The following is a 13,098-nucleotide window of genomic DNA, read 5'->3' on the forward strand; positions in this document are numbered from 1 at the left end:
ACCTCCGTGGCCACCCTGGTTGTGCTCGTCCGTCACGACAGCGCCCTCCCAAGTGCACGTCGGGCCAGCGCGGCGACCGTGCGCCGCAGGTGCAGTACGGCGGGCGGCAGTTGTTCCTGCGTGCCGTCCGGGGCCGGGGCGGGCTCCGGGATGCAGGCCGCGGCGACGTACTCGCCGAACGCGGTCAGCGCCTCGGGTACGAGCGTCCGCTCGCCGTCCCAGTCGATGAGCGAGGCCACCCACTGCTCGGCCTCCAGGGGCCGCAGCGGCATGGGCGCGATCGCGCCGACCGCGCACCGCACGCCGCGTCGGGCCGGGTCGACGACCAGCGCGACGGACGCGAGTGCGCGCCCGGGGCCGGTACGCCCGGTGGCTTTGAGGAAGGTCTGCGGAGCGTGCAGCAGCGGCACCCGTACGAAGCCGATGAGCTCGCCGGGGCTGAGCATCTCCATGCCCGCGAGCAGGTGCGACACGGGGACCTCGCGGCGCGCCCCGCCCTGCCCCGCGATGATGAGCGTGGCTTCGAGGGCGGCGAGCACGGGCAGGGTGTCGCCGGTCGCGGCGGCGGAGGCGATGTTCCCGCCGAGGGTGCCCGCGTTACGGATCTGGGGTGGTCCCGCGGCGCGCGCGGCGGCGGCCAGGGCCGGGATGAGCGCGGCGAAGTCGGGGCGTCCGATGCGGGCGTGGGTGAGGCCGGCGCCGAGCAGCGCGTGGCCGTCCTGGTACTGCCAGCCGCGGATCTCGCTGATGCGGCCGAGTCCGACGAGGGCGGCGGGGCGCAGGAGCCCGGCGTTGACCGAGGCCATGAGGTCGGTGCCGCCCGCGACCGGTACCGCGGCGGGCATGGCGGCGAGTGCTGCCACGGCCTCGTCCAGCGAGCCCGGGAGCGTCACGGCCTGCGTTGCGTGCGTGGTCAAACCGGCTGCCCCTTCCCGATGTCCGGCACTTCCGCCCGGCGGCTTCGGTCGGTGAGCCGCCGTTCGCGCCGTTACGCCTGCTCCGCCGTACGGTACGTGCTGACAGGCCGGACGTGGCAACTCTGGCACATCTTCCCGGGGGCCCGGCGAGGGGGTCCGCTAGGAGGCTTTCGCCCCGGGGATCAGGGAGATGAACCGTTTTGGCCCCTGGTCACCCGTCGGCGCGCATTGCCACTCTTCGGTGGTTTTCCTCATGGTTTTCCTCGTGCTTTTTCTTGCGCATCCACGGTCCCAGGGCCGGGGCCCCGGGGCACGCGTACGGCGGGCGGCTCACACGTTCGGGGGCGCCCCCTCGATCGGGCGTCCGAGCACCCCGGGTCGCCGCTGCCACGGGCGGGGGCCCGTGGACGGACGGTAGTCGACGCCGAGTGCGTCAAGTCGGCCGTAGTGGGCGGTCATTCGCCGCTGGAAGGCGGGGAAGTCGCGCTCGGCGGGGGCGGGCAGGGTGCTCCAGGCGACCTCGGCGAAGGCGGCCAGGCGCGGGAACACCTGGTAGTCGACGCGGGCCTGGCTGTCCATCACCTCGGTCCACACGTTGGCCTGGGTGCCGAGGACGTGCCGCGCCTCCTCCGCGGTGAGCTGCGGCGGAACGGGCTCGAAGCGGTAGACGTCCTCGAGGGTGCGGACCCATCCGATGGGCATCGGCTCGTCGTCGCCCGGCGCCTGACGGTGGTCCAGGTACACGTGCTGCTCGGGGCACATGACGACGTCGTGTCCCGCGCGGGCGGCGGTGATGCCGCCCTCGTAGCCGCGCCAGGACGAGACAGCGGCGCCCGGCGCGAGGCCCAATTCCGTCGTCTCGCCTCCGGGCGCTCGGGTCCCCTGTCGAAACTCCTCGTCGAGCGGTCGCTGCGCTCCCTCCTCCTCGTCGCTTTCGACAGGGGCGCGCCCTTCGGCTCGACTCCCGCCTTCGAGGATCTCGTCCCAGCCGATGAGGCGGCGGCCGCGCTCGGCGAGCCAGGTGTCGAAGTGCCGGATGAACCAGGACTGGAGCTCGTCCTCGTCCTTCAGGCCGAGTTCGGCGATGCGGGCCTGTGCGGCGGGCGACTGCCTCCACTGGTCCTTGGGGCACTCGTCGCCGCCGATGTGGACGAACGGCGAGACGTCGGCCGGGAAGAGGTCGAGGATCTCCTCGAACACGCCCTCGTAGAACCGGAGGGTGTGGTCGGTGGGCGCGAGCACGTTCGGGGTGACGCCCCAGTTGTCCCAGACGGTGAGTGAAGTGGTGTCCACGACGTCGGTGTTGCCGAGTTCCGGGTAGGCCGCGATGGCCGACTGCGAGTGGCCGGGGACGTCGATCTCGGGGACGACGCGGATGTGGCGCTCGGCGGCGTACGCGACGATCTCGCGGATGTCGTCCTGCGTGTAGTAGCCGCCGTGCGGCCGCTCGTCCCACAACGGGGAGGCGCGGTGGCCGAATTTCGTGCGTGCGCGCCACGCGCCCTGCTCCGTGAGCTTCGGGTGGCGTTTGATCTCGATGCGCCAGCCCTGGTCGTCGGTGAGGTGGAAGTGGAAGACGTTGAGCTTGTGCGCGGCGAGCAGGTCGAGGTAGCGCAGGACCCCGTCCTTGGGCATGAAGTGGCGGGAGACGTCGAGCATGAGGCCGCGCCAGGAGAAGCGCGGCGCGTCCTCGATCACGACCTCGGGGACCGTCCACTTCCGGCCGCGGTCGACGGGCGCGCGCCGGAACGCGTCGGGGCCGAGGAGCTGACGCAGCGTCTGGGCTCCCCAGAAGACGCCGGCCGCGCTGCCGCCCTCGATACGGACGGTGTGCGGGTCGACGGTGAGGCGGTACGCCTCCGGGGCGAGCGCGGGGTCGACGCTCAGCACGATGCCGGGGCTGTCGCCCGGGCGCTCCGGAAGGGCGAGGCCGGTGGCCGCGCCGACCGTCGAGCGCAGCCAGCGGGCGACGCCCTCGGTGCCGGGTCCGGCGGTGAGGGCGGTGGTGTCGCCGAGTTCGTGGTGGCCGTCGCCGGCCGTCGTGCGGCGGGGTGCGGGAACGAGTTCTGCCGAAGTCACTGACACACGGACGAGGCTAAGAGGTCCAGACCACTAGGGCAACGGTCCCGGCACAGTACAAAAAACGGTCCCGGCACAGTACAGAAAGCCGAGCACAAAGGCCCCCGGCGCGCGCCGGCGCACGCACCCAGGGGCCTCACACAGCAGACTCAGAAACTCATGAGCCGCCGCCGCTACTTCTTGTCCTTGCCACCCTTGTCCTTGTCGCCGCCGGCGCCCATGGACTCGTAGATCTCCTTGCACATGGGACACACCGGGTACTTCTTCGGGTCCCGGCCCGGCACCCACACCTTGCCGCAGAGCGCGACGACGGGCGTCCCCTCGAGGGCGCTCGCCATGATCTTGTCCTTCTGGACGTAGTGGGCGTAGCGCTCGTGGTCGCCGTCACCGTGCGACGTCTGAGGCGTCGGCTCTACGAGGGTCCCCGTACCTGTCCCGCGCTCGGGCTCAAGAGTGCTCATAGGTGCCAAGGGTACTGAAGCGCGCGGGGAAGAGTCAGCGGCCTCGGACGGGGTCAGTTGAGCGAGGGATCGTCCGGATACGTCGCCACCATCGCCAGCTCACTGCGCTGGCGCCGCAGCACCGCCCGCCACAGCCCCTCGGGCTCCGTCGACGAGACGTCGCCCGGCTCCGACTCGACGACGTACCAGGCACCGTCGGTCAGCTCGGACTCCAGCTGCCCCGGACCCCAGCCCGCGTACCCGGCGAAGATGCGCAGCGAGCCGAGGGCGGCGGCGAGCAGTTCCGGAGGGGCCTCCAGGTCGACGAGGCCGATCGCGCCGTGCACCCGGCGGAAGCCGATGGGGTCCGCGCCGCCGGAACGCAGCCGGGCGCCCTGGGAGGTGCCCTCGTCGCCGGGGATCACCGCGACGCCGAGCGCCGAGTCGAGCGAGACCGGTCCGCCCTGGAAGACGACGCCCGGAGCGCCGGCGAGCTCGCCCCAGCCCTCCAGGATGTCGCCGACGCCCACCGGCGTGGGCCGGTTGAGGACGACGCCCAGCGAGCCCTCCTCGTCGTGGTCGAGGAGGAGCACGACCGCCCGGTCGAAATTCGGGTCCGTCAGGGCGGGTGTGGCCACGAGCAGCCGCCCTGTGAGCGAGGACACCTCGGTCATGCCAGACATGATCCCGCATCTTGCCGCCGAGCGGGGAGTCAATGGCGCTAACCGGGTGCCCGCAGCTCAGACAGGCCGTGCGCGCCCGGGGCGTGCGCCGCGCGAGGCCCCCGGAGCGTGACCCTCCGCGCCCGTTTAGCCACATTTCGTGTTGTAGCGAAGTCATGACGTCCTCCCTCCGCACTTGGGCTTACGGAAGGGGGGTAGGCGGCCCTTACGCTTATGCCTTGGTCCGCCCAGGGCCCGGCCCGAAAGCCTCGCCGAAAGGCCTCGCCCGAAGGCTCCGCCCTGCGGTCCTGCCCATCTGTCCTGTCCATCTCATCGGAACGCGAGATTCATGACCGTCACCGACGATGTACTGCTTGTCCACGGCGGAACCCCGCTGGAGGGCGAGATCCGTGTCCGCGGCGCGAAGAACCTCGTGCCCAAGGCCATGGTCGCCGCGCTGCTCGGCAGCGCCCCGAGCCGGCTGCGCAACGTCCCGGACATCCGTGACGTCCGCGTCGTGCGCGGCCTCCTGCAGCTGCACGGTGTGACGGTCCGTCCCGGCGAGGAGCCGGGCGAGCTGATCATGGACCCGTCGCACGTCGAGAGCGCGAACGTCGCGGACATCGACGCGCACGCGGGCTCCTCGCGCATTCCGATCCTGCTGTGCGGCCCGCTGCTTCACCGGCTCGGTCACGCGTTCATCCCGGGCCTGGGCGGCTGCGACATCGGCGGCCGGCCGATCGACTTCCACTTCGAGGTGCTGCGCCAGTTCGGCGCGACGATCGAGAAGCGGGCGGACGGCCAGTACCTGGAGGCCCCGCAGCGGCTGCGCGGCACCAAGATCCGCCTCCCCTACCCCTCCGTGGGCGCCACCGAGCAGGTCCTGCTCACGGCCGTCCTCGCCGAGGGCGTCACGGAGCTGTCGAACGCGGCCGTGGAGCCGGAGATCGAGGACCTGATCTGCGTTCTGCAGAAAATGGGCGCGATCATCGCGATGGACACCGACCGCACCATCCGCGTCACCGGTGTCGACAAGCTCGGCGGCTACACGCACCGCGCCCTCTCGGACCGCCTGGAGGCCGCGTCGTGGGCGTCGGCCGCGCTGGCGACCGAGGGCAACATCTACGTCCGCGGCGCCCAGCAGCGCTCGATGATGACGTTCCTGAACACGTACCGGAAGGTCGGCGGCGCCTTCGAGATCGACGACGAGGGCATCCGCTTCTGGCACCCCGGCGGCTCGCTCAAGTCGATCGCCCTGGAGACGGACGTCCACCCCGGCTTCCAGACCGACTGGCAGCAGCCGCTCGTCGTCGCCCTGACGCAGGCCTCGGGCCTCTCCATCGTCCACGAGACGGTCTACGAGTCCCGGCTCGGCTTCACGTCCGCGCTGAACCAGATGGGCGCGCACATCCAGCTCTACCGCGAGTGCCTGGGCGGCTCCGACTGCCGCTTCGGCCAGCGCAACTTCCTGCACTCCGCGGTCGTGTCGGGCCCGACGAAGCTGCAGGGGGCCGACCTGGTCATTCCTGACCTCCGTGGTGGGTTCTCGTACCTGATCGCTGCGCTGGCTGCGCAGGGGACCAGCCGGGTGCACGGGATCGATCTGATCAACCGGGGTTACGAGAACTTCATGGACAAGCTGGTCGAGCTCGGCGCGAAGGTCGAGCTGCCTGGCAAGGCGCTGGGCTAGGGCCTGTTTGCGTCTGCGGGCCCGGTGGGGGCTGGTCGCGCAGTTCGCCGCGCCCCTTGAAGGCATGCGCTGCGCGCAGCCTTCAAGGGGCGCGGGGCTGTGTCATTAGCGGCTCCGCCGCGGGGCGCGACCAGCCACAGCGCACCCGCAGACGCACACGCTCACCCAGAACGCCACGAGGGGCGGTACCCAGAAACGGGTACCGCCCCTCGCGCTTGCCGTAAGGGTTACTTGCCCTTGGCGGCTTCCTTGAGCTTGGAGCCCGCGGACACCTTCACGCTGAAACCGGCCGGGATGTTGATCGGCTCGCCGGTCTGCGGGTTGCGGGCGGTGCGAGCGGCACGGTGCGTGCGCTCGAAGGTCAGGAAGCCGGGGATGGTGACCTTCTCGTCGCCCTTGGCGACGATCTCGCCGACGGTCTCGGCGAACGCGGCCAGCACGGCGTCGGCGTCCTTGCGAGTCACCTCGGCGCGGTCGGCCAGCGCGGCCACCAGCTCACTGCGGTTCATGTTTGTACTCCCGTGTTCTTCTTGCCATTGAGGCGTGCCACGCGGCGGAGCCGCATGTTGGGCACAGCGAAGCCGATGCTGCCAGGGTCTTTGGTCAGGCCCCGGACCCGGGTCCGTCTTCAGACCCTCGCGCCCGAAGACGCATCCTGCCCCCACCAGCGGCGGGAAAGCCAATCCGGCGCCCTTGGGGGTCACACGAAATGCGGCGCCGTCCCGGAATGGGGCGGGGTCAGGGCCGTGCTTCCCGGCCACCCTAGAGGGCGGCCGGGGGCCCCGCATTCCGCGACGCGCCGGGCCTCAGGAGGCCGTGGCGCCTGTCACAGTGGCGCCGGCGGCCTTCGCGGCGTTGCGCACCGCTCCGGCGACGGCGCCCGCGACCTTGTCGTTGAAGACGCTCGGAATGATGTAGTTCGGGTTGAGCTCGTCCTCGCTCACCACGTCCGCCAGAGCGGTCGCGGCGGCCAGCATCATCTCCGTGTTGACGGTACGCGACTGGGCGTCGAGGAGGCCCCGGAAGACGCCCGGGAACACCAGCACGTTGTTGATCTGGTTCGGGAAGTCCGAGCGGCCCGTGGCCACAACTGCCGCCGTCTGACGGGCGATTGCGGGGTCGACCTCGGGGTCGGGGTTCGCGAGCGCGAACACGATGGCACCCTCGGCCATGGCCGCCACGTCGTCGCCGTCGAGCACGTTCGGGGCGGAGACGCCGATGAACACGTCGGCGCCGCGCACGGCCTCCTTCAACGTGCCCGTGAGGCCTTCGGGGTTCGTGTTGTCGGCGATCCAGCGCAGCGGCGTGCCGGCGGCGGCGTCTACCAGGTCCTCGCGGTCCGCGTGCACGACACCGTGGATGTCGGCGACGACGGCGTTCTTGACGCCGGCCGCGATCAGGAGCTTGAGAATGGCCGTACCGGCCGCGCCCGCGCCGGACATGACGACGCGGATGTCGCCGATCGCCTTGCCCGCGACGCGCAGGGCGTTCGTCAGGGCGGCGAGGACGACGATGGCCGTGCCGTGCTGGTCGTCGTGGAAGACGGGGATGTCGAGGGCCTCGCGCAGGCGGGCCTCGATCTCGAAGCAGCGGGGGGCGGAGATGTCTTCCAGGTTGATGCCCGCGAAGCCGGGGGCGATCGCCTTGACGATCTCGACGATGGCGTCGGTGTCCTGGGTGTCCAGGCAGATCGGCCAGGCGTCGATGTCGGCGAAGCGCTTGAAGAGGGCCGCCTTGCCCTCCATGACCGGCATGGCGGCCATCGGGCCGATGTTGCCGAGGCCGAGCACGGCGGAGCCGTCCGTCACGACCGCAACGGTGTTGCGCTTGATCGTCAGACGGCGGGCGTCCTCAGGGTTCTCGGCGATCGCCATGCAGACGCGGGCCACACCCGGCGTGTAGACCATGGAGAGGTCGTCACGGTTGCGGATGGGGTGCTTGGACTGCATCTCGATCTTGCCGCCGAGGTGCATCAGGAACGTACGGTCGGAGACCTTGCCGAGGGTGACGCCCTCGATGTCCCCGAGCTGCTCGACGATCTCGTCGGCGTGGGCGGTGGAGGTCGCCGCGATCGTGACGTCGATGCGGAGTTTCTCGTGGCCGGACGCCGTCACGTCGAGGCCGGTGACCGAGCCTCCGTGGGACTCGACGGCCGTGGTGATCTGGGATACCGCTGTTCCGCTGGCGGGCACCTCAAGGCGAACCGTCATCGAGTAGGAGACGCTGGGCGCCGTTGCCATGGCCGGATTCCTCTGCTTTCACCGTCGCTACTGCTGCTGTTTTTCCGTCCGATCGTCGCACCTACCGCCGAGTACGTGGTAGCCGCCCCGGATTGCGAACGTTTTGTTCACCGCCCGGCCAGCACCCGGCCGACGCCTGCGCGGCACCCGGGATACTCACTTTCGGAAACTTGTTTCCACCATACGAGAAGTTCGGGGAAACAGAAAGAGGTCCACGTCACCGGGGTGACGTGGACCTCTTCTCACGTAGATGGCACCGGCCCGCCATGCTCGCCTCGCGGCAAGTGGTCGCTCGTAGCGACGAAGGTTGGGCCCGGGGGCTTGGATCGAGCCGGTGTCACGTCAACGGTAACAAAGGATCCCCGTAAGGCAATTCCCCCGTCGCCAACTCGGTCGCCGACTCAGTTGCCGGCTCAGTCGCGGAGCAGATCCGGCACCCCGTCCGCGTCCGGCTCGTCCCGGGCGCCCGAGACGACCGTGAGCTGCTGGGTGGCGCGGGTCAGCGCCACGTACAGGACCCGCAGTCCCGCCGGGGACTCGTCGGCGATCTCCGCGGGCGAGACGACGACCGTCGCGTCGTACTCCAGGCCCTTGGCCTCCAGGCTGCCGAGCGCCACGACGCGGTCGCCGAGCCCGGCCAGCCAGCGCGCCGCCTCGTCCCGCCGGTTCATCGCCACGACGACGCCCACCGTGCCGTCGACCTGGGCCAGCAGGTGCTCCGCCGCCTCGCGGACGCTCGGCCCGAGTCCGTCCCGCACGACCTCGAACCGGGGGCGCACGCCGGTGGAACGAACGGCCGACGGGGACTCGGAGCCCGGCATGGCGAGCGCCAGCACCTTCGCCGCGAGCTCGGCGATCTCCGCCGGGTTGCGGTAGTTGACCGTCAGGGTGAAGCGGCGGCGCGGGCGGGAGCCGAGCGCCTCGTCGCGCGCCTCGGCCGCCTCGTCGGGGTCCGACCACGACGACTGGGCCGGGTCGCCGACGACGGTCCACGTCGCGTGCCGGCCTCGGCGGCCGACCATGCGCCACTGCATGGGCGTGAGGTCCTGCGCCTCGTCGACGATGACGTGCGCGTACTCGGTGCGCTCCTGGGCCAGGCGCTCCGCGCGCTCGAACTGCGTCTCCTCGCGCGTGGGCATCAGCTCGTCGAGTCCGGTGAGCTGGTCGAGCGGGTCGTACTCGCGCTTCCTCCGCGGGCGTACGGGCGTGCCGAGGACCGCGTTCAGCTCGTCGAGGAGCGCCACGTCGTGCACCGAGAGGGCGTCGCGGCGCAGGGAGCGGGCGACCTTGCGGACCTCGCCGGGGTTGAGGATGCGCCGGGCCCAGCGGCCGAGGCGGCGCTCGTCGCCCATCGCGGAGAGGACCCCGCGCGGGGTCAGCTCGGGCCACCACGCGTCGAGGAAGCGGATGAAGTCGTCCTCGGAGGTGATGTCGTCGTCGAAGGACGAACGCAGCTCCGCGGCGAGTTCCGGGTCGCTGTGGCGGGTGCCCGCGCCGGACTGCGACCACAGGGCGTCCAGAAGGAGCTTGCGGGCGCGCGGGCGCAGGAGGTTGACGGGGGCGGTGCCGCTCAGCGCGTTCTGGCGGATCCGGTTCAGGTCGGCGGCCTCCAGTTCGAGGCGGCGGCCGAAGGCGACGACGCGCAGGCGCGTGGGCTGCTCGGCGGGGGCCTGCTTGTCGTCCTCGGGCTCCTCGCCGAAGGCCAGCTGGCCCGTCTTCGCCTCCTTGTTCGCCTCCTTCGCGGGCGTGCCCAGTTCAAGGGCGCCGCGGGCGGCCTTGCGCAGGACCTTCAGCATCCGCGAGGAGCCCTTGACGCGGGCCACCGCCGGGGAGTCGTAGACCGTGGCCTCGGCCCCGTCGACCAGCGAGCCCACCGCGCGGATCGCGACCTGGCCCTCCTCGCCGAGCGACGGCAGGACGCCCTCGGTGTAGGCGACGAGGAGCGGGGTCGGCGAGACGATCAGGATGCCGCCCGCGTACCGGCGGCGGTCCTGGTAGAGGAGATACGCGGCGCGGTGCAGGGCGACGGCCGTCTTGCCGGTGCCGGGACCGCCCTCCACGTACGTCACCGAGGCGGCGGGGGCCCGGATCACGAGGTCCTGCTCGGCCTGGATGGACGCCACGATGTCGCGCATGGTGTGGCTGCGGGCCTGGCCGAGGGCGGCCATCAGGGCGCCGTCGCCGATGACGGGCAGCCGCTCGCCGTCGAGGTACGCGGTCAGCTCGGGGCGCATGAGGTCGTCCTCGACACCGAGCACCTTGCGGCCCTTGGAGCGGATGACGCGGCGGCGTACGACCCGGCCCGGGTCGACCGGGGTCGAGCGGTAGAAGGGCGCGGCGGCCGGCGCGCGCCAGTCGATGACCAGCGGCGAGTAGTCGGCGTCCAGGACGCCGATCCGGCCGATGTGGAGGGTCTCGGCGATGTCGGCGGTCCTCTTCCCGTCCGCGTCCTCGCGGACGGCTCCCTCGGCGGGCTCCACGGCCGTGTAGGCGCCGTCGGGGCCCTTCTTGCCGTCCTTGCCGGGCAGCAGGTCGATACGGCCGAAGAGGAAGTCCTCGAACTCGTTATTGAGACGGTTGAGGTGGATCCCCGCGCGGAACACCTGGGCGTCGCGCTCCGCGAGGGCGCCGGGGGTGCCGACCTGCCCTCGCTTGGCCGCGTCGTTCATCAGGAACTCCGCCTCGTGGATCTTCTCCTCAAGACGGCGGTACACCTGGTCGAGGTGTTCCTGTTCGATACCGGTCTCGCGGTCCCGTACGGAATCGCGGTCCTGGTCGAGCGCGGTTTGCTGATGAGCCTGAGCGGCCACCGGGCCCCCTTCTGACGTGCTGGGCAGCCGTCAAAGGTACGCGAAGGGAGGCCCGGGAGGCTACGCGTCCGGCCGCCGGGGCTACGCGTCGACCTCGACGAGTTGTTTGCCGTCGAGAGTACGGACCTCGAAGTGGTCGATGGCGTTGGGCGCGAGCGCGGCGCCGCCCTGCACGTACAGGGGGTATTTCGCCGCTTCGTGCTTGCTGTTCGCGATGCCGTATCCCCAGGTCGGGACGGCCCACGTGGTGACCGTCTCGCGCGTTCCGTTCTTCCCGACCGCAATCAGGGAGCACTTCAGCGGGCCCTTGACGTTCTTCAGTTCCAGGACGGCCTGGGTGCCCCAGGCCTTCGGTTCCATGCCGATGGTGGCGGTCACCTTCGTGCCCGCGTCGGTCGCCCTGACCTTGTCGGGCATCTGGCTGAAGTAGGCCGCGGCCGAGCTGGTGGGGTGCGGCGCCTCGGCGACGTTGCCCGAGCCGCCGCTGTTCACCGCCAGCACCGTCAGCGGTCCGCCGACGATCAGCGCGGCGGCCGCCGCCACCAGGTACATCCCGCGCCGCCGCTTGCTCGCCCGCTGCTGCGCCACCTCGGTGAAGAGCCGGTCGGCGAGCTGGTCGCTGGGCCGGGCGCCGAGCTGCGCGCCGACGCGTTCCCTGGCGGGGGTGCCCTGCGGCTCGGGGATGTCGGCGAGCGCGGCGAGCATCGGCTCCATGCCGGAGAACTCGTCCAGCTGGCGCGCGCACAGCTCGCAGCCCGCCAGATGGGCCTCGAAGGCGCTCGCCTCGACGTCGTCGAGGATGCCGAGCACATAGGCTCCGACGGTCTCGTGCACGTCACCCGACCCGTGCGGTCCGTAGTCGTCGTACGAGGCACTCATGTCGTCACCCCCCGTTCCTCCAGCGCCAGCTTCATGGAACGCAGCGCGTAGAACACCCGTGAGCGCACCGTTCCGCTGGGGATACCGAGTGTCGCGGCCGCCTCGTTGACCGTACGCCCCTTGAAGTACGTCTCGACCAGCACTTCACGGTGGGCGGGCGTCAGGTCTTCGAGCGCGTCCGACAGCGTCATCAGCCACAGCGCCTTGTCGATCTCGTCCTCCGCGGGGATGACCTCCAGCGGCGACGGGTCGACCTCCTGCGGCCGGGCCTGCCGGCTGCGGTGGGCGTCGATGACGATGCGACGGGCGACCGTCACCAGCCAGGGGCGTACCGAACCGGTCGCCCGGTTGAGCTGACCGGCGTTCTTCCAGGCACGGATGAGCGTTTCCTGTACGACATCCTCCGCGCGCTGCCGGTCTCCCGCCACCAGTCTGAGCACATACGCCAGAAGGGGACCCGCGTGCTCACGGTAGAGCGCGCGCATCAGCTCCTCGTCGGGTCCGGGACGCTGCGGCGCGCGATGTCGTGCCCTGGGCGGGCGTTCATCGGCCACGGCGGAATCCTTGCGCAAGTCGGCCTCCGCTGTCCCGTTCTCGGATGTTCGGGAGATCCGGCGGTGTCACCTCCCGGCCGGACGCCCTCCCGTACGTACGCGGCCCGCGATCTGTTCAACGGGACCGTGAGGACATGCAGAAAAAGTGGGCGCGGGAGCTCTCAGGTGCGGGGCCCCAGGTGCGGGAGCCCTCAGGTGCGGGCGAGCGCCGCCCTGCGGCGGTGCCGCGCGACCCGTTCGCGGTTGCCGCAGACCTCGCTGGAGCACCAGCGGCGGCGGCGCCCCCGGGACGTGTCGAGATAGATGATCGGGCAGCTGTCGCCCTCGCAGCGGCGCAGGCAGGAGCGGGCGGCCGGGTCGGTGAGGAGTTCCACGGCGTCCCGGGCGACGGCTGCCAGGAGCTCGCGGCAGCCGGGATCGGCGTGCAGGGCCCGGTCGAGGGTGCCGTCGGCGCGGCGGATCGCGCACGGGGCGGGCGGGGCGCAGCGGGCGAGGGCGTTGACCCGCTCCAGGGCGGCGGGCGCCGGCCTGCCGTCGAGTTCGCCGCACACCAACTGCTCGATGTGGTCCCGTAGTTCCCGCACGGCGGCGAGCCAGGCCGGGCCGGCGCCGCGCAGCGGGGTGTCGGCGGGCACGAGCCCTGAGCCGACCAGCCAGGCCCGCAGCCGCACCACCGAGTCGAGCCGTTCCTCGGGGTGCGCCGTGGTCAGGAGGTCGAGCGAGCTGCGTCCGGAGTCGAAGCGCAGCTCGCCCGAGGCCGATACCGGTGCCGCTGTCGATACCGGTGCAGATGCCGATGGCGATGCCATGTCCCTACAGTGCCCGGC

General features: G+C 71.4%; 11 protein-coding genes. 1 reads left to right on the forward strand and 10 read right to left on the reverse strand.

The window, feature by feature from the left end:
* Positions 1–32: 32 nt before the first annotated feature.
* The 4 genes from EOT10_RS15920 to EOT10_RS15935 all read right to left on the reverse strand — a co-directional run bounded on the left by EOT10_RS15920 (position 33) and on the right by EOT10_RS15935 (position 4,110).
* The gene (locus tag EOT10_RS15920; RefSeq protein WP_127828845.1) at positions 33–917 is read right to left on the reverse strand and encodes an FAD binding domain-containing protein; all 885 of its coding nucleotides are present in this window, start codon (positions 915–917) and stop codon (positions 33–35) included.
* A 330-nt stretch (positions 918–1,247) separates the two neighbouring features.
* Positions 1,248–3,002 carry a beta-N-acetylhexosaminidase gene (locus EOT10_RS15925; protein ID WP_127828846.1) on the reverse strand — a complete coding sequence of 585 codons (1,755 nt, stop codon included), beginning with the start codon at positions 3,000–3,002 and terminating at the stop codon, positions 1,248–1,250.
* 167 nt (positions 3,003–3,169) lie between these two features.
* Positions 3,170–3,457, reverse strand: a complete 288-nt coding sequence (locus EOT10_RS15930; RefSeq protein ID WP_100593929.1) for a DUF3039 domain-containing protein — start codon at positions 3,455–3,457, stop codon at positions 3,170–3,172.
* Positions 3,458–3,510: 53 nt separating this feature from the next.
* Positions 3,511–4,110, reverse strand: coding sequence for a YqgE/AlgH family protein (locus EOT10_RS15935; protein ID WP_127828847.1), 600 nt, complete (start codon positions 4,108–4,110; stop codon positions 3,511–3,513).
* Positions 4,111–4,447: 337 nt separating this feature from the next.
* Here EOT10_RS15935 and murA point away from each other — a divergent pair, with 337 nt between their 5' ends.
* A complete protein-coding gene (gene murA, locus EOT10_RS15940) occupies positions 4,448–5,788 on the forward strand; it encodes a UDP-N-acetylglucosamine 1-carboxyvinyltransferase (RefSeq protein ID WP_127828848.1) in 1,341 nt (446 codons plus the stop codon).
* Between the two features lie 227 nt (positions 5,789–6,015).
* Here the strand turns inward: murA and EOT10_RS15945 are convergent, their stop codons facing one another.
* The 6 genes from EOT10_RS15945 to EOT10_RS15970 form a co-directional block, all read right to left on the reverse strand.
* Positions 6,016–6,297 carry an HU family DNA-binding protein gene (locus EOT10_RS15945; protein ID WP_030680681.1) on the reverse strand — a complete coding sequence of 94 codons (282 nt, stop codon included), beginning with the start codon at positions 6,295–6,297 and terminating at the stop codon, positions 6,016–6,018.
* A gap of 297 nt (positions 6,298–6,594) precedes the next feature.
* Complete coding sequence (locus EOT10_RS15950) at positions 6,595–8,028, reverse strand: NAD-dependent malic enzyme (protein ID WP_127828849.1); 1,434 nt, start codon at positions 8,026–8,028, stop codon at positions 6,595–6,597.
* Positions 8,029–8,441: 413 nt separating this feature from the next.
* Positions 8,442–10,838, reverse strand: coding sequence for a HelD family protein (locus EOT10_RS15955; protein WP_127828850.1), 2,397 nt, complete (start codon positions 10,836–10,838; stop codon positions 8,442–8,444).
* A gap of 81 nt (positions 10,839–10,919) precedes the next feature.
* Positions 10,920–11,717: an anti-sigma factor family protein gene (locus tag EOT10_RS15960; protein WP_127828851.1), complete on the reverse strand. Its 798-nt coding sequence runs from the start codon at positions 11,715–11,717 to the stop codon at positions 10,920–10,922.
* The gene (locus EOT10_RS15965; protein ID WP_127828852.1) at positions 11,714–12,289 is read right to left on the reverse strand and encodes a sigma-70 family RNA polymerase sigma factor; all 576 of its coding nucleotides are present in this window, start codon (positions 12,287–12,289) and stop codon (positions 11,714–11,716) included. The genes EOT10_RS15960 and EOT10_RS15965 overlap by 4 nt, the downstream gene beginning before the upstream one ends.
* A 173-nt stretch (positions 12,290–12,462) precedes the next feature.
* The gene (locus tag EOT10_RS15970) at positions 12,463–13,080 is read right to left on the reverse strand and encodes a CGNR zinc finger domain-containing protein (RefSeq protein WP_127828853.1); all 618 of its coding nucleotides are present in this window, start codon (positions 13,078–13,080) and stop codon (positions 12,463–12,465) included.
* Between the last annotated feature and the right edge of the window lie 18 nt (positions 13,081–13,098).

It is taken from the genome of Streptomyces antnestii, from assembly GCF_004005495.1.
In the GTDB taxonomy this organism is placed as follows: Bacteria; Actinomycetota; Actinomycetes; order Streptomycetales; family Streptomycetaceae; genus Streptomyces; species Streptomyces antnestii.

What these genes read in the sequence shown, in the direction of transcription:
- EOT10_RS15970 (WP_127828853.1), bottom strand. Translation starts at nt 13,080, where the DNA reads ATGGCATCGCCATCGGCATCTGCACCGGTATCGACAGCGGCACCGGTA.
- EOT10_RS15945 (WP_030680681.1), bottom strand. Translation starts at nt 6,297, where the DNA reads ATGAACCGCAGTGAGCTGGTGGCCGCGCTGGCCGACCGCGCCGAGGTG.
- EOT10_RS15950 (WP_127828849.1), bottom strand. Translation starts at nt 8,028, where the DNA reads ATGGCAACGGCGCCCAGCGTCTCCTACTCGATGACGGTTCGCCTTGAG.
- EOT10_RS15935 (WP_127828847.1), bottom strand. Translation starts at nt 4,110, where the DNA reads ATGACCGAGGTGTCCTCGCTCACAGGGCGGCTGCTCGTGGCCACACCC.
- EOT10_RS15960 (WP_127828851.1), bottom strand. Translation starts at nt 11,717, where the DNA reads ATGAGTGCCTCGTACGACGACTACGGACCGCACGGGTCGGGTGACGTG.
- EOT10_RS15930 (WP_100593929.1), bottom strand. Translation starts at nt 3,457, where the DNA reads ATGAGCACTCTTGAGCCCGAGCGCGGGACAGGTACGGGGACCCTCGTA.
- murA (WP_127828848.1), top strand. Translation starts at nt 4,448, where the DNA reads ATGACCGTCACCGACGATGTACTGCTTGTCCACGGCGGAACCCCGCTG.